The 24,481-nt window shown below is 69.6% G+C and carries 28 protein-coding genes and 2 pseudogenes; 9 read left to right on the forward strand and 21 right to left on the reverse strand.

The window, feature by feature from the left end:
- Positions 1 to 315 precede the first annotated feature (315 nt).
- The 3 genes from ACWD5O_RS26080 to ACWD5O_RS26090 all read left to right on the forward strand — a co-directional run bounded on the left by ACWD5O_RS26080 (position 316) and on the right by ACWD5O_RS26090 (position 2,346).
- A complete protein-coding gene (locus ACWD5O_RS26080; protein WP_354968689.1) occupies positions 316 to 861 on the forward strand; it encodes a hypothetical protein in 546 nt (181 codons plus the stop codon).
- 400 nt (positions 862 to 1,261) lie between these two features.
- Positions 1,262 to 2,056 carry an SDR family oxidoreductase gene (locus tag ACWD5O_RS26085; protein WP_387328972.1) on the forward strand — a complete coding sequence of 265 codons (795 nt, stop codon included), beginning with the start codon at positions 1,262 to 1,264 and terminating at the stop codon, positions 2,054 to 2,056.
- A gap of 167 nt (positions 2,057 to 2,223) precedes the next feature.
- The gene (locus ACWD5O_RS26090; RefSeq protein ID WP_387328975.1) at positions 2,224 to 2,346 is read left to right on the forward strand and encodes a hypothetical protein; all 123 of its coding nucleotides are present in this window, start codon (positions 2,224 to 2,226) and stop codon (positions 2,344 to 2,346) included.
- A 101-nt stretch (positions 2,347 to 2,447) separates the two neighbouring features.
- Here the strand turns inward: ACWD5O_RS26090 and ACWD5O_RS26095 are convergent, their stop codons facing one another.
- The 6 genes from ACWD5O_RS26095 to ACWD5O_RS26120 all read right to left on the reverse strand — a co-directional run bounded on the left by ACWD5O_RS26095 (position 2,448) and on the right by ACWD5O_RS26120 (position 6,568).
- Entirely contained in the window at positions 2,448 to 2,663 is a 216-nt protein-coding gene (locus ACWD5O_RS26095) for a hypothetical protein (protein WP_354968691.1), read from the reverse strand.
- Positions 2,664 to 2,690: 27 nt separating this feature from the next.
- Positions 2,691 to 3,296, reverse strand: a complete 606-nt coding sequence (locus tag ACWD5O_RS26100) for a YdeI/OmpD-associated family protein (RefSeq protein ID WP_450086838.1) — start codon at positions 3,294 to 3,296, stop codon at positions 2,691 to 2,693.
- Positions 3,297 to 3,730: 434 nt separating this feature from the next.
- Entirely contained in the window at positions 3,731 to 4,018 is a 288-nt protein-coding gene (locus tag ACWD5O_RS26105) for a hypothetical protein (RefSeq protein WP_074310625.1), read from the reverse strand.
- A gap of 452 nt (positions 4,019 to 4,470) precedes the next feature.
- Positions 4,471 to 5,112 carry a hypothetical protein gene (locus tag ACWD5O_RS26110; RefSeq protein ID WP_354968693.1) on the reverse strand — a complete coding sequence of 214 codons (642 nt, stop codon included), beginning with the start codon at positions 5,110 to 5,112 and terminating at the stop codon, positions 4,471 to 4,473.
- On the reverse strand, positions 5,109 to 5,858 hold the full coding sequence (locus tag ACWD5O_RS26115; protein WP_354968694.1) for a hypothetical protein: 750 nt from the start codon (positions 5,856 to 5,858) through the stop codon (positions 5,109 to 5,111). Before ACWD5O_RS26115 ends, ACWD5O_RS26110 begins: the two co-directional genes overlap by 4 nt.
- Positions 5,855 to 6,568: an ABC transporter ATP-binding protein gene (locus ACWD5O_RS26120; RefSeq protein ID WP_387328984.1), complete on the reverse strand. Its 714-nt coding sequence runs from the start codon at positions 6,566 to 6,568 to the stop codon at positions 5,855 to 5,857. The genes ACWD5O_RS26115 and ACWD5O_RS26120 overlap by 4 nt, the downstream gene beginning before the upstream one ends.
- A 112-nt stretch (positions 6,569 to 6,680) precedes the next feature.
- On the opposite strand from ACWD5O_RS26120, the gene ACWD5O_RS26125 reads away from it, so the two are divergent.
- The 3 genes from ACWD5O_RS26125 (at position 6,681) to ACWD5O_RS26135 (ending at position 9,420) form a co-directional block, all read left to right on the forward strand.
- Positions 6,681 to 7,529, forward strand: a complete 849-nt coding sequence (locus ACWD5O_RS26125) for a sensor histidine kinase (protein ID WP_354968696.1) — start codon at positions 6,681 to 6,683, stop codon at positions 7,527 to 7,529.
- On the forward strand, positions 7,526 to 8,191 hold the full coding sequence (locus tag ACWD5O_RS26130; protein ID WP_354968697.1) for a response regulator transcription factor: 666 nt from the start codon (positions 7,526 to 7,528) through the stop codon (positions 8,189 to 8,191). The genes ACWD5O_RS26125 and ACWD5O_RS26130 overlap by 4 nt, the downstream gene beginning before the upstream one ends.
- 578 nt (positions 8,192 to 8,769) lie before the next feature.
- A complete protein-coding gene (locus ACWD5O_RS26135; protein WP_450086839.1) occupies positions 8,770 to 9,420 on the forward strand; it encodes a GNAT family N-acetyltransferase in 651 nt (216 codons plus the stop codon).
- A 124-nt stretch (positions 9,421 to 9,544) separates the two neighbouring features.
- Here the strand turns inward: ACWD5O_RS26135 and ACWD5O_RS26140 are convergent, their stop codons facing one another.
- Positions 9,545 to 10,015, reverse strand: coding sequence for a hypothetical protein (locus ACWD5O_RS26140; protein ID WP_354968342.1), 471 nt, complete (start codon positions 10,013 to 10,015; stop codon positions 9,545 to 9,547).
- On the opposite strand from ACWD5O_RS26140, the pseudogene ACWD5O_RS26145 reads away from it, so the two are divergent.
- A pseudogene (locus tag ACWD5O_RS26145) lies at positions 9,996 to 10,244 on the forward strand (TOBE domain-containing protein); the annotation flags it as partial. The gene ACWD5O_RS26140 and the pseudogene ACWD5O_RS26145 overlap by 20 nt on opposite strands.
- Before the next feature lie 344 nt (positions 10,245 to 10,588).
- Here the strand turns inward: ACWD5O_RS26145 and ACWD5O_RS26150 are convergent.
- The 9 genes from ACWD5O_RS26150 to ACWD5O_RS26190 form a co-directional block, all read right to left on the reverse strand.
- Positions 10,589 to 11,278, reverse strand: a complete 690-nt coding sequence (locus ACWD5O_RS26150) for a DedA family protein (protein ID WP_450005029.1) — start codon at positions 11,276 to 11,278, stop codon at positions 10,589 to 10,591.
- 54 nt (positions 11,279 to 11,332) lie between these two features.
- Positions 11,333 to 11,887, reverse strand: coding sequence for a phosphatase PAP2 family protein (locus ACWD5O_RS26155; protein ID WP_354968340.1), 555 nt, complete (start codon positions 11,885 to 11,887; stop codon positions 11,333 to 11,335).
- A 108-nt stretch (positions 11,888 to 11,995) separates the two neighbouring features.
- Positions 11,996 to 13,411 (reverse strand): sensor histidine kinase, encoded by a 1,416-nt coding sequence (locus ACWD5O_RS26160; RefSeq protein ID WP_354968339.1) that lies wholly within the window; start codon positions 13,409 to 13,411, stop codon positions 11,996 to 11,998.
- Positions 13,412 to 13,491: 80 nt separating this feature from the next.
- Positions 13,492 to 14,169 (reverse strand): hypothetical protein, encoded by a 678-nt coding sequence (locus ACWD5O_RS26165; RefSeq protein WP_354968338.1) that lies wholly within the window; start codon positions 14,167 to 14,169, stop codon positions 13,492 to 13,494.
- Positions 14,166 to 15,620: a hypothetical protein gene (locus tag ACWD5O_RS26170; RefSeq protein WP_450086840.1), complete on the reverse strand. Its 1,455-nt coding sequence runs from the start codon at positions 15,618 to 15,620 to the stop codon at positions 14,166 to 14,168. The genes ACWD5O_RS26165 and ACWD5O_RS26170 overlap by 4 nt, the downstream gene beginning before the upstream one ends.
- Complete coding sequence (locus ACWD5O_RS26175) at positions 15,617 to 16,363, reverse strand: ABC transporter ATP-binding protein (RefSeq protein ID WP_354968336.1); 747 nt, start codon at positions 16,361 to 16,363, stop codon at positions 15,617 to 15,619. The genes ACWD5O_RS26170 and ACWD5O_RS26175 overlap by 4 nt, the downstream gene beginning before the upstream one ends.
- Positions 16,360 to 17,097: a hypothetical protein gene (locus ACWD5O_RS26180; RefSeq protein ID WP_387330061.1), complete on the reverse strand. Its 738-nt coding sequence runs from the start codon at positions 17,095 to 17,097 to the stop codon at positions 16,360 to 16,362. Before ACWD5O_RS26180 ends, ACWD5O_RS26175 begins: the two co-directional genes overlap by 4 nt.
- A complete protein-coding gene (locus ACWD5O_RS26185) occupies positions 17,094 to 17,648 on the reverse strand; it encodes an RNA polymerase sigma factor (protein WP_354968334.1) in 555 nt (184 codons plus the stop codon). Before ACWD5O_RS26185 ends, ACWD5O_RS26180 begins: the two co-directional genes overlap by 4 nt.
- Positions 17,649 to 17,736: 88 nt before the next feature.
- Positions 17,737 to 18,414, reverse strand: coding sequence for a response regulator transcription factor (locus ACWD5O_RS26190; protein WP_354968333.1), 678 nt, complete (start codon positions 18,412 to 18,414; stop codon positions 17,737 to 17,739).
- A 364-nt stretch (positions 18,415 to 18,778) separates the two neighbouring features.
- Between ACWD5O_RS26190 and ACWD5O_RS26195 the strand changes: the two genes are divergently transcribed.
- Entirely contained in the window at positions 18,779 to 19,360 is a 582-nt protein-coding gene (locus tag ACWD5O_RS26195; RefSeq protein ID WP_387330088.1) for a hypothetical protein, read from the forward strand.
- A gap of 348 nt (positions 19,361 to 19,708) precedes the next feature.
- Here the strand turns inward: ACWD5O_RS26195 and ACWD5O_RS26200 are convergent.
- From ACWD5O_RS26200 to ACWD5O_RS26210, 3 genes and pseudogenes are all read right to left on the reverse strand, one after another.
- Positions 19,709 to 20,434, reverse strand: a pseudogene (locus ACWD5O_RS26200) (ABC transporter permease); the annotation flags it as partial.
- Between the two features lie 103 nt (positions 20,435 to 20,537).
- Complete coding sequence (locus ACWD5O_RS26205; protein WP_450086841.1) at positions 20,538 to 21,155, reverse strand: M56 family metallopeptidase; 618 nt, start codon at positions 21,153 to 21,155, stop codon at positions 20,538 to 20,540.
- Between the two features lie 176 nt (positions 21,156 to 21,331).
- Positions 21,332 to 21,706, reverse strand: coding sequence for a nuclear transport factor 2 family protein (locus ACWD5O_RS26210; RefSeq protein ID WP_387330052.1), 375 nt, complete (start codon positions 21,704 to 21,706; stop codon positions 21,332 to 21,334).
- 69 nt (positions 21,707 to 21,775) lie between these two features.
- Between ACWD5O_RS26210 and ACWD5O_RS26215 the strand changes: the two genes are divergently transcribed.
- The gene (locus ACWD5O_RS26215) at positions 21,776 to 22,372 is read left to right on the forward strand and encodes a TetR/AcrR family transcriptional regulator (protein WP_450086842.1); all 597 of its coding nucleotides are present in this window, start codon (positions 21,776 to 21,778) and stop codon (positions 22,370 to 22,372) included.
- A gap of 603 nt (positions 22,373 to 22,975) precedes the next feature.
- Here the strand turns inward: ACWD5O_RS26215 and ACWD5O_RS26220 are convergent.
- Together ACWD5O_RS26220 and ACWD5O_RS26225 are read right to left on the reverse strand one after the other, a co-directional pair.
- On the reverse strand, positions 22,976 to 23,866 hold the full coding sequence (locus ACWD5O_RS26220) for a sulfite exporter TauE/SafE family protein (RefSeq protein ID WP_354968329.1): 891 nt from the start codon (positions 23,864 to 23,866) through the stop codon (positions 22,976 to 22,978).
- Positions 23,863 to 24,465: a rhodanese-like domain-containing protein gene (locus tag ACWD5O_RS26225; RefSeq protein ID WP_450086843.1), complete on the reverse strand. Its 603-nt coding sequence runs from the start codon at positions 24,463 to 24,465 to the stop codon at positions 23,863 to 23,865. The genes ACWD5O_RS26220 and ACWD5O_RS26225 overlap by 4 nt, the downstream gene beginning before the upstream one ends.
- Between the last annotated feature and the right edge of the window lie 16 nt (positions 24,466 to 24,481).

Below are 24,481 nucleotides of genomic sequence, written 5' to 3' on the forward strand. Positions count from 1 at the left end.
CTGACCGGCTGACCGGCTGACCGGCTGACCGGCTGACCGGCTGACCGGCTGACCGGCTGACCGGCTGACCGGCTGACCGGCTGACCGGCTGACCGGCTGACCGCAGGGAATACGAGCGCCGTTCGGTTCTGCCTGACGACCGCCGCGCCAAGTTCCAGCGCGCCGTACGCGTCCGTCCCAGCCTCATGCTCGGATAACTGCCCTCAGCCGCAGACTTACCGGCGAGCGCGCATTCAGCAGGCATTCAGTCACGCAGCGCTGCGTGGCACTTGGTAGCTGCTTCCTTCACGGCACCCCAACTCAGGAAGGAGAACGATGCGACACACCATCTCGATCTGGCGAACACTCGCTGCCGGCCTCGCCGGAGGCATCGCGTTCCTGCTGGGCACGTTCGTCACATTCCGCCTGCTCGGCGGTTCACGCCTAGGCGCGGAAGGGTTGTTGTTCGACCCCGACACCCAGCATCCCAAGGTCATCACCGTGTGGAAGGAACTGGAGCCACTTCCACGGATTCTGGAGAATCCGCTGATCATCCTCGGCGGGATGCTCGCGTTCGGGATCGGCTACGCCTTCGTCTACCGGTCCATCGCTCCCGCATGGACGACGGGCCTGCACAGCAGGGCATGGCGGCTCGGCCTCATCGTGTGGCTGGGCACCGTGTTTGCCGAGTTCATGGGCTCATTCAACGTGCTGCACCAGCCCCTGAGCCTCAGCGTCCTGGCCTGGGCGATGTGGGCGGTATGCGCCTTCGCCGAGGCGTACGCGTTGGTGTTCGTGTTGGACCGCGGCCTGTCCAAGGGCGGTGAACAAGGCGAACGCGGCCTCACGCATCGCTCCACCGCGGCCGAACCCCATACCTGACGCCAACTGGGTGGAGACGCCAATGAACATCACTGTGTTCGGCTCGACGGGCCGCACCGGTCGCCACATCCTCAACCTAGGATTTCGCCGCGGCCACCGCATCACCGCCTTCACCCGGCCGTGTTAGCGGCCAGTGGAACATCCTCATGTGCGGCCAGTTGGTGAGGAGCTAGCTGGCCATGACGGCTTACCGGCCATGACGGAGTCGCGGTGGCTGGTCAACCTCGTCAGCGTAAGTTTCAGCGCCTACGCCCGTCGAGTGCGTGATCCGGGCTTGCCCTACGGCACCGGGTGTCGGCGCTGCGCTCCTGTTCAGATGTACCGGCGGCCGATCGACTTTCACGCACACTGAGCTTCCTTGAGAAACTGGCCCGGGCCGTTCCAGGGTGAGGAGGGGGATATGACACGTCCAGAAAGGGTGCTCGTCACTGGTGGTACCGGCGTGCTGGGTCGCGAGCTGGTACGTCGGCTACAGGATCGAACCGAGGTGCGGGTGTTGAGCCGTCGCCCATCTCAGGGACCTGGATTCGTCCAGGGTGATCTCGAGACCGGCGCGGGCCTGGCCGCAGCGGTCGAGGATGTGGATGCCATCGCCCACTGCGCGAGTGCGGCCGACTACCGGCGACCGCAGCGGGACGTGACCCAGCTCCGGCAGCTCCTCGACGCGACAGGTGGAGCGCGGCCGCACCTGGTGTATGTCTCGATCGTCGGAGTGGAGCGGGTTCGGTTCGGGTTCTTCCAGGCCAAGCTAGACACCGAGCGGCTCGTCGAAGCCTCCGGCCTGCCATGGACGATCCTGCGGGCCACCGAGTTCCATGATCTGATGCTGATGTTCTTGATGCGACTCTCCAAAGGTCCGGCCGCCGTGGTGCCGCGGAAGTCACTGTTCCAGCCAGTCGACGTGGGCGATGTCGCCGAGCGAATGGCCGAACTCGTCATGGGGCCTGCGGCAGGCCGCGTTCGCGAGCTCGGCGGGCCGAAGGTCGAGTCGATGGCGGACCTGATGCGCGCCTATCTCGCCGATGCACAGCGCCGCCGCCCAGTCATCAGGATCCCCTTGGGGGGAAGGCTGGGCGCGGGGTTCGGCTTGGGTGGCCACCTGCTCACCGATGGTGACCGCGGCACGGTCACGTTCGCCGATTACCTACACGCGCGTAGTGACGCTGACGGCCTCCTCGGCCATCCCTACCGCTAAAAGCGTGGGACCTGCTGCAGGCGTCCAGGCCAGCCGGGCGGGACCTCACCGACCAAGCCGACGTCGACCTGGTCGATGAACATGTCCGACGCGGACGCCACCAGATCGCTTCCGACCGGTCAGCTGGGCGGCAGGTCCTCGAAAGCCTGGTCTACGACAAACCGCCCATGGACTCGGCGACCGCCGCAGCCCTGCTCGGCGCGGCAGACCGCATCCTCGCCAGCGACATCGCGACCGCCCGCCAACTCCTACACGAAATTTGCGACGCGGCGTTGTTCCCCCACCACTAGACCAAGACATTCCTCAGCGGCGACGGCCGCTGCTCGGCAGACATGCTCTCTCGCCGGGATCGAAGCCGGCCCAACACGTGATCCGACGAGCCGGGCTCCCACTAGTGAGTACGCCAGTCCAGGGCGTCGAGCAGGGCTGCTGCCACGGCCAACCGGTTTGTCGCACCAATCCCGTCCAGCGCCCTGTGCATAACCTCCTCGGCGTCCTCGGACAGTTCCTGCGGACCGAGCATCGGCAGCATCAGGATGAGCCGCTGCGCCCAGGTCAGCCGCTCGTCCGGCAGCGCCGCCGCGGCGAGCAGTTCGGCCCAGGTCATCGCGGACGTGAACCCGTGGCCCGCCGATTACGGCGAGTTCGGAGGCTTGGCCTTCTGCGGGTAAATCGTCTCGTGACGGGCCAGCATGGCAACGAACTCGCCGATCTTCCGCTCGCGGGTCTGCGCCCGCTTGACGGCATTGACGCGGTGGATGAGAGCGAACCGGTTGGTTTTGGTGAGTACGTCGAACATGGCCTGGGCGGCAGGGTCGGCAGCGATGGCGGCGAGTAGGTCGGCCGGTACCTCGGCTTCCGACGGTGGGGCGTAGGCGGCCGCCCACCGCCCGTCCGCCTTCGCGGCTTCTACCGCGACGCGGCCTGGGGGCAGCATTCGCCCCTGCGCCTCCAGCCGGGCCACGTGGGCGACGTTGCGTTGTGACCAGGAACTGCGGGGCCTGCGAGGGGTGAACCGGATCCAGGAGGTTTCCTGATCCCGTTTACGGGCCTGCCCGTCGATCCAGCCGAAACACAGGGCCTCGTCGACCGCCTGCTGCCAGGTCAGCGTCGTGACTGTGCCGCCCTTCTTGGTCAGGGCGAGCCAGACACCGGGCGACGTGGCGTGGTTGGCCGACAACCACGCGCGCAGCGCGTCGGCGTCCGCGACGATCAACTCATCCAGCTCTGCGCTCGCCATGACGGCAGGCTAACCGCTGCACCGTGGCCGCAGCCTCTGCCTGTGGGCCAGCCCGACTCGCCGGGCTGCCGGCGCGCCGGTCGCTCGGCGGACCGTCGGGGGCAGGACCTCGATGCTCAGGACGATCTCGACGTCGGGCCGGCATGTCAGACTCCTCGTGCACGTACGGCGAGCGTCGTCCACGACCACGGGTCTCTGACAATCGCCAGCGCCATCCACGGTGGCGGCCGGACGCCGTAGGAGCTGGCGACGCCCGGCGATCCAGCCGCGCACCTCAACCGCTCGGTCTGCGGCAGATCGGTAAACCTGACCTTCGTCGACGCCCAGCGACGGGTGAGGTAAAGCGCCCGGCAGCTATCCGAACGCATTGAGATCGGCAGGGCCGCATACCGGTCGTCTCGAGCTGGTGGCGTCGGCGGCGATCAGTTTCCTGATCAGAAGGGGGGTGCGTCCTCGCCCATCAACGCCAGCACGACGCCTCCCTTCCCGCTCTTGAGGCTCTGGACCACGACCTTGCCGGTGCTGCCGTCGGGCAGCTCCAACGTAAAGGTCTTCCCGACCGCGTTCTTGGGGCCATTGCCGGCGCTGTTGGCGGGTCGGAAGTCGCCTGCCCACGGCGGGGTCCCACCCTTGCGGGCGGGCTCGGCGAAGAGCGCGGCGGTGCCGGGGGTCCTGGTGCCGTCCGACGATAGAAGCACTGAGGCGCTGCGATAGGTAGCCATATACACCAAGGCTATCCCGGACTGCGCTCGTTCGCGCCACGACAACTGCGCCGTAACGCGAACGGCCACGGGGAGCGACCTTGATCTGCTCTCACCCCTTGGGCTGACCGTGCGTCGGCCGTGGCCCGAGCTAGACCCCGGTCGCCGAACCTGCAGCTTCGGCGGTCGACAGCCCGCCGGCTCGGTCGACGTCTCGCCACCGCGTCCGCACGTGCCCGCACCAGGCCCAGCCGCCTCGCAGGTTGTCGGCGCGCCGATCGGCGGCATGTGAGTGAACCAGTCGCGCCCGCTTTGAGTAGAAATGCCCATGGCTCTGCGCGCTTCTCGGCCTGTACGTTGATTCCTCGGGCCGACTGCAATCGGTCGACTACCGTTCGTAACGGCTGCGACGCCTTCCGCCGACTCCGGTGAGCCGGCCCGGAAACCGCGGATTCGCTGACCCGACTGGAGTGTTAAGCATCGCGGCGGTGGAAAGTGAGAGCGGCGAGCGTTAGGGCGGAGAGTGTCCAAGTGATCGTGGCGGCGGCGCCGCGGGACGGGTCGAGGGCGGCGGTGTCTGGCAGGTAGGCGGCGCTGGTGCCGGTCCGGGCCCGAAGCAGCGGGCCTGCGATGAAGTACAGACCGAGCAGCAGAACCACGGCGGGCACTGCGCGGCGGACGACGCCGGCGACTGCCGCCCCCAGCAGCGTGGTGAGCGTCAGGTACGCGGTCGCGGCGGGCGTCCAGGTGGCCCCATAGGCCGGCAGGGTGCTGGTGGCCGCCGTCGCGGCGGCCACCGGGAGCGTCAGAGCAGCCAGCGCGAGGGCTTTCGCCGCCTGCAGTGGCAGGCGCCGGGGCATCGCGAGCAGTGTGGTGCGGATCTGGCCGCCCTCCTGGTACTCGGACGCGGCCGCTAGCACGCCGAGCACCAGGAAGCCGGCCTGGGTGTAGCCGAGCGGGGCCAGGGCGGCGTCGTCGCCGAGCGGCTCACCGCGGGACTCGGCGGATGCGTACGCGTACGTCAGCAGCAGGTTGGCGGTCCAGGTCAGCAGTGCGGTCAGGCGCAGCGACGGCAGGGTCAGCAGTTTGCGCAGCTCAGCGCGGGCGGTGTTCATACGTCTCGCCGCTGAAACAGGACGGCGCCGACCGCGAGTAACGCGACGACCCAGGCCGTCATCACCAGGCCGGCGGTCACCGGGGCGATCTCGACGGGGAAGTCCGCGCTGCGGATGAACATCTGCGCTCCGACGATGTCCGGCAGGTAGGAGGCGAGGTCGGTGACCTTCGTCAGCAAGTACGACACTGAGACGACGGAGCTGTTGATGATCAGCAGCGTCAGCGGCACGATGCCGTTGCGAGTGATCAGCGCGATCGCGCACGCCAGTAGTGCGGTCAGCGTCCAGTAGAGGATCGCGGCGGCCACTCGGGCCGGGGCGGGTGCCGGCGCGTGTTCGCCGTGCAGCACCTGGGTGAGGGTGAGTGTGGCGGCTGCGGTCACCGCTGCCTGTGCCGCGACGACCAGCACGAGCGCGGTGGTCTTCGCCACCAGCAGACGCAGCCGGTCGGGAACTGCGGCGAGCGTCGCGGTGAGCTGGCGGGCGCCGGGGGCGTCCTGACCGGTGGACGTGTATTCGCTGCTCACCACGATCACGCCGAGGACCATCGGACCGATCAGGCCGATACCCAGGTCGCGTAGGCCCAGGTCGGACGTGTCGGTGAGGGTACCGGCGGCGATCGCGCGGCGGGTGTACGGCGCGTTCAGCAGGACGACCACGGGTGCTATCAGCGTGCCCAACACCAGGCCGACCCAGGCGGTGGGCAGGCCGAGCAGCTTACGGAGTTCGGCGCTGACCAGGCTCACCACGGGCCACCCGCCTCGGTAGCGGTCAGCGCGAAGAAGGCGTCCTCGAGCGTGCGATGACCGCCGGTGACGTCGGCGAGTCTGCCTTGGATCACGATCCGGCCCTTGTCGATCACGATGACGTCGTCGGCGATCTCGGCCAATTCGCCCATCAGGTGGCTGGAGAGTAGGACCGTGCGGCCCTGCGCGGCGCTGTCTCGGAGGAACTCGCGCATCCAGCGAATCCCGGCCGGGTCGAGGCCGTTGACCGGTTCGTCCAGGACCAGCACCTCAGGGTCGCCGAGCAGCGCGGTGGCGAGCCCGAGCCGGCGGCTCATGCCGAGGGAGAAGCGGCCGGCGCGCTTCCGCGCGTCGCCGGTCAGGCCCACGACCTCGAGGACCTCGTCGGCGCGGGAGTCCGGCAGGCCGTTGCTGGCGGCTACCCAGCGCAGGTGGGCGCGGGCCGTGCGGGCTCGGTGCGCGCCGCTGCCGTCGAGTAGCGCGCCGACCGTCGTGAGCGGACGGTCCAGTTTCCGATACGGGCGCCCGCAGATCAGCGCGGTCCCGCTCTGCGGGCGGTCCAGGCCGAGCAGGATACGTAGCGTCGACGTCTTGCCGGCTCCGTTCGGCCCGAGGAAGCCGGTGACCCGGCCGGGTCGGGCCTCGAAGGTGACGTCGTACAGGATCTGCGTCCTGCTCTTGGTCTTGCTGACGCGATCGATCGTGATCATAAGCCGAGTCAACCGGTGTTCCGGCCCTCACACATCGGACCGTTCTCGGATCCTGACGGCCGAGTCGGTCCACGGACCGTCAGACCTTGGTCTGAGAACTACAGTCGGGGTGGTGAACGCCCATCCGCGCCCCTCCGGGCGGTCCAGGGCCGTGCCGGTGGTTGCCGTGGTGATCAGCGTGCTGGTGATGGCCATGTGTACGGTCGGCGCGCAGGGCCCGTTCGCGGTCGTACTGCCGCCGCTGATAGTCGGCGGCGCTGTCGCGGCTGCGGTATGGGCGGTGCGGCGGTCACGCGCCGACCGAACCGCCTACGAATCGCGGCTGACCGCCTGGGCCGCATCCGAGGCGGTGCTCGCCGAGCGGTTGCGGATTGCCCGCGACCTGCACGACATCGTCTCGCATGGCTTGGGTCTGATCACGGTCCGCGCCGCGGCCACCCGGCATCTACCCAAGCCTGCCGAGGTGGAGGTGGCGCTCACCGATATCGAGGACGCGAGCCGGCACGCGACAGCCGAGCTACGCCGCATGCTCACGGTCCTGCGTGAGCCGTCGGCCGCCAGCCGCCGTGCGCCGGTGGACAACCTCGACGACTTGCCCGGCATCGTGCACGGGGCGTCGCTCGCAGGGCTTCGGACACGGCTGACGGTCGAGCCGCTCGGCCCGGTATCGCAGGGTGTACAAGTCGCCGTCTGCAAGACCGTGCGGGAGGCGCTCAGCAACGCGGCGCGGTACGCGGGACCGACGGACGTGCGGGTGCGGGTGTATCGGGACGAAACATACGTGGTGGTCACGGTGGCGGACACCGGCCCGTCAGTCGACGGATGGCGGGCATCGCCGGGCGCCGGACACGGGCTGGCCGGGTTACGGGAGCGGGTCGGCAGTCTCGGCGGCACGCTGTCGGCGGAGCACGTCGACGCGGGCTTCCGCCTCACCGCGCGGATCCGGGACGAGGCGGCGTGAGCGGCATCCGCGTGCTTCTGGTGGACGACCAGGCGCTGCTCCGACACAGCCTCGCCGTGATTATCAACAACGAGCCGGACTTGGCCGTCGTCGGCGAGGCCGGCGACGGCGCGCACGCCGTGGCGTGCGCCCGCACCACCCGCCCCGACGTCATCCTGATGGACGTCCGGATGCCGCACCTCGACGGCCTCGAGGCCACCCGTCGCATCTGCACCGACCCAGCGCTGTCCACTGCCCGCGTCCTGGTCCTGAGCATGTTCGAGCTCGACGAGTACGTCTACGAGGCGCTGCACGCGGGCGCGTCCGGTTTCCTGCTCAAGGACGCCCGCCCCGACGAGCTGATCGAGGCGATCCGCCGCACCCACCGTGGTGAATCGCTGTTCGCGCCGTCGATCCTCACCCGGCTCGTCGCGCACTACGTCACGGCGCCCCGACCGGATCGGCCGACGCCGGCACTGCGGCGGCTGACCGGCCGTGAGGTCGAGGTGCTGACACTGATCGGCGGCGGCTTGTCGAACGACGAGATCGCAACTGCCCTGGCGATCTCGGTGAAGACGGTGAAGACGCACATCACGCACCTGATGGCGAAGCTGGCCGTGCGAGATCGGGCACAGCTCGTGATCGCGGCGTTCGACGCGGGGCTGGTGCGGCCACGCCGCTGAACCCGAACGCGGCGATCTGCGTCGATCATCTGGCTCTGACACAAAAGCAGTGATGCCCGGTCCGCGTTGTTTGTTGGCGATGCGGCAGTCTAATGCCGGTGTCGCTCTGACCCGATGAAGATGTTGCCTCCGCAGCTGTGATCGATGGGGTGATCCATCACAAGAGGTCCTGCGGGTTCGCGCTCGTACGCTGGCAGCGGCGGGGGCGTGTCCGCAGTGCGGCCAGCCGACCCGGCGCGTGCGCGCCTTTCACCAGCGGCGCCTGGCTGATCTTCCCATTTGGTGGCCGGGGCATGGTCGTGGAGCTGCACGGCGAGAATTCGGTGAGGTTCGGCGACGGTAATTCTCATCCCGTCCACTGGGACTTGGCGTTGGGTCCGCAGCGGCGGTCGCGGGTCGCCCGCCTGCTCCGTCAGCTGGTGCACTCACATCGGCACGAGCGGGCGGCGCAGCCCGCCGGGCAAGGTGACAGAACGTAGCGCCCGGTCGGCGGCAGATGAGCACGGTCACCGGCGCGGAGTTCGCGCGCACCTAGAAAACGGAGGTGCGGGACACCGTCGGGTGGCACGATGCTCGGCGTGTCACCCAACCGACAGCCCGAGTTGCGTCCCGCCTATCCGATCCGGACCGAGCGTCTGTTGCTACGTCCGTTGACCGTCATCGACGTCGACGCCCTGCTGGCCTACCGAAGCCGGCCCGATGTCTGCCGCTACGTGCCCTTCGAGCCGATGGACCGTCAGCTGATCGGCGAACGACTCGCGGCGCAGTGGGCCACTATCGCACTCACCGACGAGGGCCAGGCCTTGACGCTCGGCATCGAGCTCGCCCGAACCGGCGGACTCGTCGGCGACGTGGTCCTGTTCTGGCACAGCCGGGAGCACCGCGGCGGGGAAATCGGATACATCCTGAACCCCGACTTCGCCGGCCATGGCTACGCCACCGAAGCGGCACACGCGCTACTTCGACTCGGCTTCGACGAGCTGGGCCTGCACCGCATCGTCGCCCGCCTCGATGAGCGCAACGGTCCCTCAGCGAAGGTGGCGCGCCGGCTCGGGATGCGACAGGAGGCCCGCCTGGTCCACAACGAGCTTTTCAAAGGCGAATGCAGCACCGAACTCGACTTCGCCATGCTCGCCGACCAGTGGCCCGCCCACCGCGACCGCATCGCCAACGGGCGGCAACACCGCGATATGGACGAATCGATCATCGAAGCGCCAGCGGTGCCTTGAACGCTCGGTAATCGGCAGTTCCGGATGGCGAGCGGCAGCTCCAGCCGTCACGCTGCGTGCCGCGCGGTTCGCGGCAGATCCGAGCAAATGATTGCGGCGGAGGCCGTATGCCAAGATCACCTCGTCAGAGAGCGTAGGAGTGCGGTCCGCCAAGCCAACGGCTGAGATATTCGGATTGAACGTCGCCGGTGAGTAGGCCGACCAGTGCCGCGGAGAATCCGACGCAGTACTGCTCCCAGTACGGCCCTCTTTCCTTCAGCACCACAGGCCAGTCGTCAGGCGCCGTGCCGGGCCTGACGTGCCAGAAGAGGAAGTCGCCGTTGACGGAGCACCCCCACGAGATCAAGTTGTCACCGGGCTCGAACCAGGACGGGACATCCTCACGGTTCGGTGTCCAACGGGACGCGTCACCCAGCGGCCAGTCTCCGGACCAGTTGTTGGGCCCCGCGAAGTCGAGGCGGACGCACTCGTGCGCCCAGGTGTTGTGTTGCACCAGGTCTGCCCAGTCGTGGACGGCGTCAGGGGCGCAGACGATGACGTGGTCATCGACGGAGACCTCCCGGACATCATGCGGGCCGGCCACCATCGCCGGCATCCAACGCCACGGCGACAACCTGAGGATCCAACTCGACGGTCCGATCGACGTAGTCGCCGACATCACCCCGACCGCCGCCGCGCACCTACGACTCGTCCCAGGACAGCCGCTGTGGGCCTCGGTGAAAGCAACCGAAACCCGCGTGTACCCAGCCCGCGATAACAGCCAGCCACACCCAGAACCACACGACAGGGCAGCACGGAACAGAAGCAACCAGGTCCTCCAGTGACCCTGACGACGACATCCACCCACGGATTTCACCTCAGCGTCCCCGAGATCGGCGACGCCCCTGGCCGGTCCGGCGACGACCCGCCGCCCACCCGGCGGTGGCGTCGGCGTAGATCCACCCGCGGATGCCCGAGGCGAGCCAGACGGGCACGCACCTGGCAGTCGTCGACTTCGTACATGTCAGCAGCCTCAAGTTCGGCGTTCCTTCAGGGACTTTGGGCGGCAACCGTCGCGGTCGGGCAGCTACCGACCCCAATCGCGCATCAAGCGTCGACCACTGTCCGCCTCGACGCCGCAGAGGACGGTGGCATGCGAGAGCCGTCAGTGGCTCGTTAGTGCGGCGAGTCAATCGATTCGGGGCGCTGCTTCTGCCGCTGCCGCGGCATCCGCTGCGGGTGTGCCGGCAGCGCGGCGGGATCGGAGTAGTTGGATTCCGATTGGCAGTACGGAGACCACGACGATGCCGATCAGGATGACCTCGATGTTCGCCTTGACGAAGGCGACCTGGCCGAGGAAGTAGCCCAGGACGGTGACGCCGACGCCCCAGAGGGTCCCGCCGATGACGTTGTAGATGAGGAACGTCCGGTAGTGCATCCGGCTGACACCGGCGATGATCGGGGTGAACGTCCGCACGATCGGCACGAACCGGGCCAGGACCACGGACCGGGCTCCGTAGCGGGCGAAAAAGTCGTTCGCGCGATGCACGTTGTCCTGCTTGAACAGGCGGGAGTTGGGTCGGCGGAACAGGTTCGGGCCGACGCGCTTGCCGAACAGGTACCCCACCTGGTCTCCGGTGATCGCGGCGACGGCCACCAGCAGGCAGAGCAGCCAGAGCGGTTGGTGCAGGTAGTGGCCGTCGGCGACGAGCAGCCCGGCGGTGAACAGCAGCGAGTCGCCGGGCAGGAAGAACCCGATCAGCAGCCCGGACTCAGCGAAGACGATGGCGAGGATGCCGATCAGCCCGAAGGTGGAGATCAACCACTCTGGGTTGAGGAGACTGGGACCCACGGCCACCGGGGCGAGGGACGTTGACACGAGAAGACCTCCGAGAGGGCGTGACGGGTGACGCGGGCGGGCAAGCCGAGGAGGCTAGCGGCGGCTGGCAGCCGCGCGGGGACGGTCTTGGTGGGCGCGCCGGTCGAGGACGCGTACGGCGAGCGCGATGATCAGCACGGCTCCCGCGCCGATGACCGCGCCGGCGAGGATGTCCGCCGGGTAGTGCACGCCCGACCAGACTCGGGCGAATCCGATGACGGTGGCCAGCGCCGAGAGCAGTAATCCCCAGCGCCAGGACAGAAACACGCCGACGGCGAACGCCACCGCGAAGGCCGCCGTGGCGTGGTCGCTGGGCAGCGACCCGCCCGGGTCGTGCGGGATCAACTGGTGCACGGGGTGCGTCTGGAACGGGCGGACCTCGGTGCTGGCCACGGCGACCACCTGGCCGGCGGCGAACGCCAGGGCCAACGACGCGCCGACGCGTACGACCACCGACCCGCCGCCGGACTTCAGTCCGAGCAGCACCGTGACGGCGGCCAGAGCGCCGAGCAGGTAGATCAGCCAGACGGCGCACCACTCCAGCACGTCGTCGAGCGGGTCGTTGTGTCCGGCGGCGGCGTTGATGAGATGAAACAGGTGGTAGTTCACCGGGCATCCGATCCCGTGGTCGACCCGGCTCCTCGGCCGGCTGAGCCCAGCCAATCTGGTCACAGCTGAGAGGAGCCTGAAGGGGTCGGCGGCCCTGCGCAGTGCGGGTCAGTCGCCGGGTTCGTTGTCGCTGGTCAGCGGCAGTCGGATCTGGATCGTCGTTCCTGGGCCGGGCAGCACCCGTACGGTCCCGCCGTGCGCTGCGACGATCTCGCGGGTAATTGGCAGGCCAAGGCCGCTTCCGCCGTCGGCGCGGGCCCTGCTCTCGTCGAGCCGGACGAACCGTTCGAAGATTCGCTGCCGCTGCCCCAGCGGAATGCCCGGCCCGTCGTCGGTGACCTCCAGGCACCCCCACCCGTCGTCGACGCGGACCCGTAGGAGCACCTCGTGGCGCGCGTGGCGGGCGGCGTTGTCGGCGAGGTTCCGCAGCGCGCGCCCGAGGTCGTGGGCGTCGCCCGTCACGCGGACCGGGGTGAGGTGGGTTCGGACGGTCAGGTCGGGTCGGCGGGCGGTGAGGTGGTCCCGTTCGATGTAGGCGAGGTCGTCGAGGTCGACGTCCTCACGGCGCATCGTGAGGCCGTGCTCGTCGATACGGGCGAGCAGCAGCAGGTCGGCGATCAGCCGGCCCAGTCGCTGCGACTCGCGGCGCATCAGTCGGACCAGGTCGTCGTTCGCGCCGGGCAGGGGTGTCATCGTCAGGCGGTCGAGGCCGGCCTGCAGGGTTGCCAGTGGGCTGCGCAGTTCGTGGCTGGCATCGGCGACGAAACGGCGTTGCCTGGTCGCCGCCGTCTGTAGGCGGTCGAGCATGCTGTTCATCGTCTCAGCGAGTGCCGCCACCTCGTCGTGGGCTTGCGGCACCGGCACCCGGGCATGCAGGTCGCGGGCGGTGATGCCCGCGACCCGACGGCGAATCGTCTCCACCGGACGCAGCGACCGGCCGACGAACAGGAACACGGCCGCGCCGATCAGCAGCAGCATCGTCGGTAACCCGACGACCAGGATCGCGGCGATCACCTCGGTGCTCTCGTGCACTGGTCGTAGTGACTGGGCCACCAGCACGGTCCGGGTGCCCGAGGTGGTGCCGACACCGATCGCGACCACCCGGTAGGGGTCTTCGACGGCAAAGGGCAGCGTCCGCTGTTCCCGCAGGGTCTGACCGGCGGAGGGGCGCAGTGGGGACAGAGGCTCTGCCCCGCCGAGGGTCGGCGACGCCGCCTCCACCTCACCCGAGGGCGCCAGGACCTGCACCAGGTTCTGCTCCCCCGGGCTGGGCTTTAGCGTCTGGGCGATGGCGTCGGAGTCTCCGCCCGTCACCGCGGTGGCCACCTCAGCGGCGCGTTGTCTGGCAGTCGCATCCACGTCGCGGACCAGGTTGGCCCGGGCCAGGTAGATGAAGGCCGCTGCGCCGATCCCGAAGGTCACTGCCACCACCATGGTGGCGGCCAGCGCTGAGCGCAGCCGTACACCCAGGCGGCGGCGTGCCCAGCGGGCCGGGGCCTGTAACAGGGTGAGCATGGCGGCCATACCCGCAGCCTAGGGTCCTCGGGGCTGAGAGGGCGCTGAGAGACGGCGAGGTGATGCGACTCCCCCGACGTCTCTTCCGGTCATCCGCTGCGTGGGGTCTCCGGGCCGGTGTCTCGGGCTCCGCGCACCGCGATGAGCGTCACTCCGGCGACGAACACCACACCGGCGCACAGTGCGCCGCCGAGGTCGTGTGGTGGTCGGGCTGGCCACATCCAGGGCGTGGTCACCGCTGGGCCGTGCCACTGCGTGTACAGCGCGTAGAGGGCGATTATGAGATAGGCGGTAGGGCCGGCCCAGGCCAGCGCGCCGCCGAACAGGGCTGCGCACAGCAGGGCGACGCCGACCAGCCCGGCCAGGTTGCGCAGCACCTCCACGGCGCCGCCGGGCAGGTGCGTACCGGCTCCAGCGGCGGCCAGCGCACCGACGGCGGCGAGGGTCAGCGCCAGCGCGGTGGCCAGTCGCAGGAAGGGCAGCCACCGGCCGGTGACGCGTTCCGGCTCGCCGAGCAGGCTCGTGGCGGTGACAGCGATGGCCACGGCGCAACCGGTTTCGAAGATCAGCGGCAACTGCAGCGCTCCGTAGGCCTCCCACTGCCACCGCAGCGCGACCCGCAGTCCGACGGCGCAGGCCGCCACCGCCGCCAGGGCCGCCGGGACGCGGCGGCTGGCCAGGTGCAGACGAGCCAGCCGGAGCCCGGCCCGCACCGGGCCGCCGGGTGCCATCGCGTACCCGCGATTGCGAGTTTCGCTGGCGGTCACGGCAGCTGCGCCAGGGTGAGCTGGCCCGCGCGCAGCGCCGCCACGTGTTCCACGAGCCAGGCGTGGCGGGTAGCAGCCGGCAGCGCGGCTAATCGCTGCGCCGCTGCGGCGGCGGGACTAGCGGGCGTCAGGGTGGATGTGCCCAGGATGGCCTCCGCGACCGCCTGTTGCGCGGGACTCGCGTTGCGGCCACCGCCTACGACGCTGTTCACGATGCTGGGCGCGGCGTCCACGCGTAGCTCGGCAACAAACTCGTCGGTGGTCAGTTGATGGGGCAGGAGCAGGTGGAATATCGGCGGCGTGCCGCTCGTAGGGGGGCCAGCCCGACCGATGCTGACGCGATTGTCTGGCCCCTGTTCATATCTCGCAGCGGCCTGGCTGATCCGCGTTGGCGCGCCGGGCAGGCCCGCTACCTCGGTGAGCACCGGTTCGAGGGCGTCCGTCACCGCGGGCAGGTAGCCGGTGTAGGCGGGGTGCAGGCAGACCGGGATTGGGGTGTGGCTGCAGACGGGCGTGTAGCGCACTGGACGATCGTTGCCCGCGGTGTGCAGCAGCGGGATCGCGATCATGCCGTGGGCGTCGAGGCGGCCGGTGCCGGCCAACGCAACCGCGGTTCCGGCCGCCAGCAGCCCGGCCGCGGTGATAGCCGCCGCGCACCGGCGCAGCCACCGCCCGCCGGCGTCGGCGGGTAGGCCGAGAACGCCCAGCAACGCCGCGGTCAGGCCGGCGAGGAACAACACCTGCGCGACGGGAAGGTCGGGCAGGTAGCGGTAGAAGGTCGCCACACCCGGGTCAGGCCCGATCTCCCAGGGGCCGGCAACCAACGGCGAGATTTGCCAGTACGAGTCATCGCCGTGAATGAACTGCAGGCTGATCTGCAGCGCGAGGAACACACCGATCGCGACCAGCGGTCCGGTGAACCGGCTGGGGCGCAGCACCCCGGCTACGAATCCGAGCGCGGAGAACGCCGGCATACTCGCGGCGCCCACCGCGACCGGCCACCACAGCGGCCCACCCCAGGCGCCCTGCCACGCGGTCACCGCGTACAAGACGCTCACGCATCCCAGGTAGGCGACGATCGCCCAGCAGGTGGTCGCGGTCCAGGTGGCGAGCTGTCGAGTCCACCGCGGCCGGGCCGTACCGATGACCAGGTCGGCCATGCCGTGACGGCGCTCCCGCCAGCCCAGCCATGCGGAGGCGCCGACCACCGTCGGCGCGAAGACCGCCAGAGCTGTCGTCTGCATGGCCATCGCACGGACGTTCCACAGCGGTGGGTACGCCATGTTCGGCCGGTAGGTGATGAACCAGAACAGCGCGGCGACCAGTGGCAGCATCCACACCATCACGCTGCGGCGCATCTCCAGGCGAAGCAGCCCTCCCGCCGCCGTGATCGCCACGCGTGTACGACGGGCCGTTTCGTCCAGCGCGGAGATCACTGGGGCGGCGGTCATGACCGCGCCTGCGCTAACACCGCGCTGTATCCGCGCTCCAGTGGAGCATCGCCGGCCGCCGTGGTTCCCTCGGCGCGCGATGTCAACTCCTCCGGCGTCCCCTGGAAGACGATTTTCCCCTGGTCCATGAGGGCGACCTGGGTGCAGGCGGCACCGACGTCCTCGACGAGGTGCGTGCTGACCATGACGGTGGCGCGCTGGCCGAGGTCGCGCAGCAGAGCACGGAACGCCACCCGTTGCTCGGGATCCAGCCCGGCGGTCGGCTCATCCAGCAGGAGCAGTTCAGGTTCGTTGACGATGGCCTGCGCGATCCCGACCCGGCGCAGCATCCCACCGGAGAGAGTGCGTAGCTTCGCCGTCGCCTTGTCGCCCAGGCCCACGCGCTCGACCGCGGCGGCGACCGCGTGGTGCACCCGCGCGGGCGGCATCTCCTTGAGCAGCGCGAAGTACTCCACGAACTCCACGACGGTGAACCGCGGGTAGTAGCCGAGGTTCTGCGGCACATAGCCGAGCCGGCGCCGGATCTGCCGGCGCTGTCCGTACTGGCCGGGGTCGCGGCCCAGCAGTCGGATCCGACCCGAGGTCGGTGGGATCACCGTGGCCAACATCCGCAACAGCGATGTCTTGCCCGCCCCGTTCGGGCCCAACAGACCGAACACCCCTGGGCCGGTCTCCATCGTCACCCCGGCCACGGCCTCGGTGCGGCCGAAGCGCCGGGTGAGATCGCTGATCTCGACGTTCATGACGTTCCTCTCGGTGTCCGGGTCGAGTAGAGGACGATCGCCGCACAGCAGGCGGCGAACGCCAGGTAGGCAGGCCAGAGCGCGGTGTCGGTGACCGCGGCGGTGAGCCGACCGGCGGCTACCTGCCCGGACAGGACGGTGATCGTCCAGCCGAGCAGGCCCGCGGCCACGCCCACGTTCGCCGACCGGGCGACAGTCGCGGCGGCCAGGGCCAGCGCGCACACCGCGGTCATCGGGACCAGCCAACCGATCGTGACGGCCGTGGCGGTTCCCGACGCGGCCGAAGCGCCCAGCCCGAACGCCGCGTTCACACCGAACAGCGCCAGCGCCCGGACCAGCAGCACCATGCGGTCGCTGACGGCCACGCTGCACGACAGCTCCCAGGCGGGGTCGATGCCCGGGCCGTAGGCGAACGCGATGCCCGCCGCGGCGACCGCAGGGGCAAGAAGCGCCACGTACGGCGTTCCGGTGCTCAGCGTGGCGAGGAGCCCGGCGAGCAGCACCACCGCGGTGGCGATGACCCAACCAAGCAGCAGCGACGGCGTCGTGACCAAAGCCCGGGCCAGGCCCGGCGAGCGGAGCAGATGCCCAGCCAGCCGCTCCACCGCCCCGGGGCGGCGACGCCACACCTGGGCGGCCACCCCGACCCAGACCCGATCAAGATCGACACCTTCCGGTGCGGGGCCCCGCCCGTCGGGCTCCTCGACCCGGCGCGTCACATCACCGTTGGTCACTGCCCACCTCCATCGCGCGCCGGCTCGTGGCGCCGTAGGGCAGCACGCATCAGCCGGCGAATCTGGTACGCGCGGCTCTTCACCGTTCCCGCGGGAACACCCATCAATTCGGCCACCTCAGCCACGGACTTGTCCTCGACGTACATCAGCCGCCAGGTCTCGCGCTGCAGGCTGCCCTCCGGCCCTAGCACCTTCACGGCGTCGGCAAGCTCGGCCCTGGACAGCGCCGTCTCAGCCGGGTCTGCGCAGTTGTGGTCACCGGTCTCGGCCAGGGCGGCCAGCAGCAGCGCGGGTTGCCCGCGCCGGCGCAGCCACAGCGCGCCCTGGCGGCGGGCTATGCCCCACAACCAACCGCCGGCACCCCCACCTCGGTACGTAGCAGCGCCCCGCCAGGCGGCCAGGAAGGTCTCCTGCAGGACGTCCTCCACGTCGGGGGGCGGCAGCGCCGCGCGCAGCCGACCCGCCAGCCACGGGGCGTGCCGCGAGAACAGTTCCCGCAGGGCGCTCTCGTCACCACCGGCCATGGCAGCGATCAGATCCTCGTTGTCCATCGCCACTACTGTTGCGTTCCCGAGCGGATCGGTTCACCGACCACACCCGCATTTTGTGAGCTGAGGCCTGACACCACTTGGGGCACTGTCAACCGCCGTCGGCGGCCAGCCGGTAGCCCATGCCCCGTTGAGTCTGGATGGCCCGCCGGCCGAACGGCTGGTCGATCTTGCGGCGCAGGTAGCCGACATACACCTCGACGATGTTGGGGTCGCCGTCGAAGTGCGCGTCCCAAACGTTGTCGATGATCTGCCGCTTGGACACCACGTCGCCACAATGACGCATGAGGAACTCCAGCAGCGCGAACTCCCGGGCGGTCACCCGGATCGGTTGCCCAGCGCGGGTCACCTGCCGCCGGGCCGGGTCCACTGCCAGGTCACCGGCGGTCAGGATCACCGGTCGGGCCGGGGCGCCGCGGCGGATCAGGGCCCGCAGGCGGGCCACCAGCACCACGAACGAGAACGGCTTGATCAAATAGTCGTCCGCGCCGAGGTCGAACGCGTCGGCCTGGTCGTAATCGCCGTCCTTCGCGGTCAACATCAGCACCGGCGTCCACACGTCCCGCGACCGCAGTTGCCGGCACACCTCATAGCCGTTGAGGCCGGGCAGCATGATGTCGAGCACCACCACGTCGTACGGGTTCTCGGTGGCCGCCCACAGCCCGTCGGTCCCGGTGTGCTGCACATCGACAGCGAATCCCTCGTCGGTCAGGCCGGTACGGATCACCTCCGCCAGGGCGGTCTCGTCCTCGACGACCAGCACACGCACGCCGTTCGTTCCTTCCCGCCCGCAGTCCCGGCGGACCCGGCAGGGTCCGCGTCACCTCCGATCATCGCGCGCGAAGGGGCGGGGCATGCCTGCTACCCCGATGCTGAGGTGCCGTCACCCGAGCAGGGCCCCGGTATCCAGGTCCGACACGTCTCGCCTTGTGACGTTCGAGTACGCGGCCGGAGGCGAACCGATCCGGACAAGCCTCCGCTTGCTTGCTTCTACATCTTGTGTAAAAGTTCATCGCCCTCGGCTCAGTTGGCCGCAGGCCGCGCAGCAGGGCACCCACGAGTCGGTTTCGCCACCGTCGTCGCTGCTGCCCACGAGCCGAGGGCTGGATAAGTACGAGTTGGGGAGGACGCTGATGTCCGCGCCCGTGGCGTTGGGCGACGTCCTGCTGGTCCTGCTGAACGGGCAGCCGTCCAACGCCTTCGACCTGCACCAACGCCACACCCTGCTTCTCGGCCCCGAGCAGGCGGTCGACATTCGGCGGTTCACCACGACGGTGAACCGACTTGCACGCTCCGGGCACGTGCGGTTGGAACGCGTGATCTCACCGCACAATAAGAACCAGAACCGGCCTAGGTGTGTGCTGACGGCAGCGTGCCAGCACCGGCAACAGTCGTGGCTGACCGACGTGACAGAGCACGCCAGCCTCGAGGAGATCTACACCAAGGGCATACTGGCCGTCGATAGCGCAGACCTGGCTACGTTCGAGGCGTTCATCAGCACCAGCCTGGCGGCGGCCCATCTACGCCAGCGGAATCTGACGGATGCCACCGCCGAGGGATCCCCGGCGATGAGTGCCCGCCTCGCGTTCGAGGACGGAATGATCAAAGCCACCGCGACATGGTTGCGTCACCTTTCGAATCTGCGACCGAGCGCGGTCGCCGCACCGTCGTGCCCACCGGCCGCACCGCCCGTTCCCAGGCAGGTCAGAATCTGAACAGCCCGCGCCGCGATCCGGACGGCGGCCAGCCGAAGACAATGCTCCGTCCCAGTGGTCTCCCGCCGTCGCGGACGCCGGCCGGGCAGGCGAAACGGCCTGTGATCGGCCAGGCATCCCGAGCCCACGAGCTGCCGACCTAGGCCGGTGCTTGCACGTTCGACGACCGACCGCAATGAATGGAAGCGGACGACTGCCATCAGGCAAGACGTTGCGGCCGTTGCGACATCGAATTGCGCCAGTGGCCTGGTCGGGGTTCGGCCCGGCGGGTTGGAGACGGCCACTGGCCACCAGCTCGACGGTGAGAACGACGGCGACGGCCTCCACGGCGAGGAGCCCGACGAGGACGACCAACTGCGTCACTCCGGCGGCAAGTGGGCTCGCTCCGCCGAGCAGCACGCCGACGAACGCGCCGGGCAGGGTCACCAGGCCGACCGTCCGGGTCTGGTCGAGTGCCGGGACCAACGCCTGTCCGGCCGCCGGACGGCACACCAGCAGCACGGCGTCACGGGGAAGTAGACCCAAGGCCAGGCCGGCCTCCACCTCACCGCGCCTGCTGGTCAACTCGTCGAGCGCACGCCGCCCGGCCAACGACGTCGCGGTCATCGCCCCACCGATCAGGATCCCCGCGACCGGGATGATCGCGATACCCCGCATTGGCACCAGGCCCGCCAACAACAGCCCCGCCACCACGGCCATGCTGCCCGCCACGATCGGCACACCGGCCCACCACCCCCGACTGCCGCCCGTAATCCGCCGACCGGAGGTGCCCGCCGCCACCGCGCACATCAGGACGACAAACGCGGCCGTGGCCCACAGCGACACCACAATGCCGGCGATCAGCACCGACACGGCACCCAGTTGAATCGCGGCACGGACGGCGGCGACCGTCACCTGCCGGCCGTGGCCCAGTTTCCCGAGGGTCACGACGGCCGCCGCCACGAGGGTCAGCACGACCAGCGCAACGCCGAGCTTCGGGCCAACCACGAGCATCGTCGAGGACATGCCATCAGTTTCCCGCTCCGCCCGGCCAGGGGTGCAGGGGCCGCCGGTCCCGGCGGTTGTGACGGACATGCCGGCGCGCTCGAATGATGCCCCTGTCCGGCGGGAGCGTCGAACAGGGAGCAGTAGCTGCCGAAGTGTGCTCCGGAAAATCGGGCTAGCCGTCGGCCGCTAATCAGCCTGGCCGGGCCGCGCCGATCAGTTGAACGAAGTCGTAGACCGCCTCGCCGGACCAGATCAGCGACGACAGCGCCAGCGCCACCGGCAGCCCGTGCAGCGCGGGTGAGCGGAGGGTGGCGTGCGGTCGCAGCAGCTGGGCCACCCGGCGAGGAACGACTCCCCCCGGCGATGCGGCGTACAGGCCTCGCGGGACATCCATCTCAACCCGCGAAGCCAGTGCGACCACGCCGATCGCGTGTGCGACGGTGTGGCGGTTGCCCACCTCCACGGCGGCCTGCTCGTCGGCGGCTCGTTCGACGAGATAGTCGACGTGACGTGCGACCCACCAGAGGGCCGGATGCATCGCGGCGGCGAGCTCGGCCGACTGGACCAGCCGGTGATGACCCGAACTCAGGTGCGCGTATTCGTGTGCGAGGAGCGCGTCGAACTGGCGGTCGGTGAGCAGCCGGCGCATGCCGGTGGTCACGACAACACGGCCGGGCCGGCCCGGAACCGCGAACGCCTGGGCAGTGGAGTCGGGCAGTACCACCAGCGGGTCGGTGTCGGGCCCGGCGGCCTGGCCGCCGAGGTGCAACGCGCGGCGGTGTCGGCGCCCCCGTCGGATGCAGTTCAACGCCGTTCAGTGCACCCGGCTGCTCCCACCGTGATCCCCGACCCCTAGCCACCGCTGGGACACAAAATCCGACCGGGTCGTACGCGGTTCAGCCGGCCAGCGCGCAGCCCAATCGGGCGGGCGCGAACCTCACTGTGGTCATCACCGTCGAGGCGCCGCTTGGCAAACTTTTGGAACTATTCTGATGGGATCGCCCGCGTGGCTTGGATGGCGCGGCGCAGTCGACCGTCGGCAGCCAACTCCCCGAACATGTAGATCTCCGTGGTGATGGTGCCGCCTTTGCGCAGTTCCGCGATGAGCCGGTACCGGGCGGCCACCTGGTCGCCGTCCACCAGCGCCTGCTCCACCTCGACACGGAGACCAATGGCCCGTTTGCGGGCCGGACGGATGTGATCCAGCAGCCGCTTCCGGTCCAGCAGCACGCCGTCGTTGACCAGCTCATAGTCCGGCGTGTGGTAGCGGTCCAGCACGGTTGCCGGATCCTCGTCGCCCAGCCCTGCCTCCTGCGGATAGCGGGCCAGGTAGCCGGTCAGGTCGGTACGGGGCGTCATTTGATCTCCCTGAATCGAGTTATCTTTGACACGGTGTCTACGTTAATGCAAGGCGGTAGATTAGACAACGTGTCAGAGATAACAGATGGTCGGCGCCGCCGGCGGCGTTCCGACGCCGAGCGCAGCGCCGCCGCGGTACTCGACGCCGCCGTCCAGGTGCTCGGTCGGCATCCGGCGGCGAAGGTGGAACAGGTCGCCGCCACAGCTGGCGTCACCCGCCAAACCGTGTACGCCCACTACCCGTCCCGGCCGCTGCTGGTGGCCGCGGTCATCGACCGCATCACCGCCGAAGCCGTCGCCGCCCTCGACGCCGCCGACGTGGACAGCGGCACCGTCACCGAGGCGCTGCTGCGCTGGTTGGACGTCACCTGGCGGCTGTTCGACCGGTACCCGCTGCTCCTGCACCCCTCGGTGACCGCCGCCGACCAGGCGGACTCCGACCGTCAGCATGCCGCAGTCATCGAGCGCCTGGAGCGGCTGATCAGGCGTGGCCAGGTCACCGGCGAGTTCGACAGCACCGTCAGCCCGGCCTGGTTGGTCTCCGCGACCATGGCGCTCGGGCACGCGGCCGGCGGCGAAGTTGCCGCTGGCCGCATGACCACCGCGCAGACGGCGGCAGCGCTGCGCCACAGCATCCTGCGCGTGTACGGCGCCCGCGAGCCCTGATCAGCGACGGTCTCCCGCCACTCCCGTGCCCACTCGATGTTGATCGGCGCACCCAGCATGTTGCACCTGCTTCCACCTCGGTCGCCGACGCACGCTCATCGGCATGTCAGTGCGTCCGCTGCCACGCCTGAGACCTGGAGACCCGCCGTGACCCGTTGTGAGGCTGTACGCACCATTCGCCTGGCCGGCCGTGCCGCCGCCGCATCGGCACAGGTCGCAATGGCGGGCGACCGGCCAGCCCTCATTCACCATGAACTTGGCCAGACGCAGCTGGGCACGTGGACTCAGCGCTGCGTTGGGTGAGGACACGAGGATGTCCTGGTTTGTGACGTGGTCGCCTTCAGCAGCTCCACTTCATGACAGGAGGTCCTCATCATTCGCCCAAGGTCATTCGTGAGCGCCGACGGGCGTGGCTTGGTTCGTGCATGCCAACGCTCCGCTGCTGGCTGACGTCGCTGACGCGACCGGGCTGACCGGTGCATGCGGCGACACCCTTGCAGGGTTGCGGCGGCGACGTGGTGTGCACGACCCGGGCACGGCTCGCGGGGATCTCACGTTGATGCTCGCCCACGGTGGTGAGGCGATCTCGGACCCCCCCGAGTCTCAGCGGCGTGCGGCCGCCACGACCTCAGGGGCGGTTTGCCGGCCACGCCGTCGGTTTTGCCGGACGATGATGCCGACTGCCACCACAGCGGTCAGGCCGAGGGTGGCCCATGGCAGGGGGTTGGCCCTTACCTGGCCGGGCATCTGTTGGGCTAGGACGAACACGCCCATCACCACGACGAACCAACCGAATGCCTTGCGCAGCGCGTTCTCGGAAACACGGCTGGCGAGCCGGCCGCCGAGCAGGCTGCCGATCACGGCGGCGGTGGTGACGGCGCCGGCCAGGCCCCAGTCGATGCTGACGCTGGAGAGGTATCCGGCGAGGCCAGCGACGGACTTCATCGCGATGACGACCAGCGAGGTGCCGACGGCGACGGGCATCGGCAGGCCGCCGAGCAGGGCCAGTGCCGGGACCACCAGAAAGCCGCCGCCAGCGCCGACGAGGCCGGTGACCAGGCCGACCACGACGCCGTCGAGAGCGACCCGCAGGACGGAAAGCTCGTGCGGCACCGGCCGAGCCTCTGCGGCACGCCGGCCGCGGATCATCGCGATGGCGGTGGCGAGCATCATCAGGGCGAACCCGGTCAGCAGCACTCCGGCCGGGATGAACTGGGCCAGGCGGCCGCCGGCGTAGGCACCGGCCATGCCGGCGACGCCGAAGAGCAGCCCGGTGCGCCACCGGATGCGCCCGGCCCGCGCGTGCGGCAGCACGCCGACAGCGCTGGTGACGCCGACGACGAGCAGCGAGGTGGCGATGGCTTCCTTGGCCGGCAGGTCGGCGACGTAGATCAGCAGCGGTACGGCCAGGATCGAACCGCCGCCGCCGAGCAGACCGAGGCTGATCCCGATCAGTACGGCCAACCCGGCGGTCAGGGCGATGCTGCCAGTCATTCCTGCCGCCCGGTCGTAGGCTCCCGCTGCAGTTGGGCGACGACGCTGTCCAGGTCGCAGGTGGCGCCGCGGTTGTAGGGGAGTTTGCCGAGCAGCATGCCCATGGCGCAGGTGTTGGTCAGCGCGGCGAAGGTGAGGCCGGCGCCGATGAAGCCAGCGATCCACTTCAGGCCGGGTACGAACACCGAGGCGAGGACGCTGGCCAGGACGATGGAGCCGGCGGCAAGGCGTACCTGGCGCTCCAGGTTCCAGCGGGGTTTGCCTTGACTGATCGGCGCGTGGGCCGCCTGCCATGCCATGATGCCGCCGTTGAGGACGCGCAGGTTGGGCAGGCCCACGCCGGCGAGGGCCTGTTCGGCCTGGGCGGCGCGGGCGCCGGAGCGGCAGACCAGGACAACGTCCTCGTCGAGGTGGTGGCGCAGTTCCTCGCGGTGTTCCTTGAGCAGGTCCAACGGCACGTTGTAGGAGCCGGGGATGTGCGAGGTCTCGAACTCACCGGGGGTGCGGACGTCGAGCAGCCGGGGTGCCTGCCCGGCGGCGATCAGCGCGCGCAGGGTGGCCGTGTCAAGCGTCGCGGGGCTCGTCGGGGTCGTGCTCATGCGCTTCCTTTCGATT

The sequence above is a fragment of the Micromonospora sp. NPDC005161 genome (assembly GCF_053599855.1).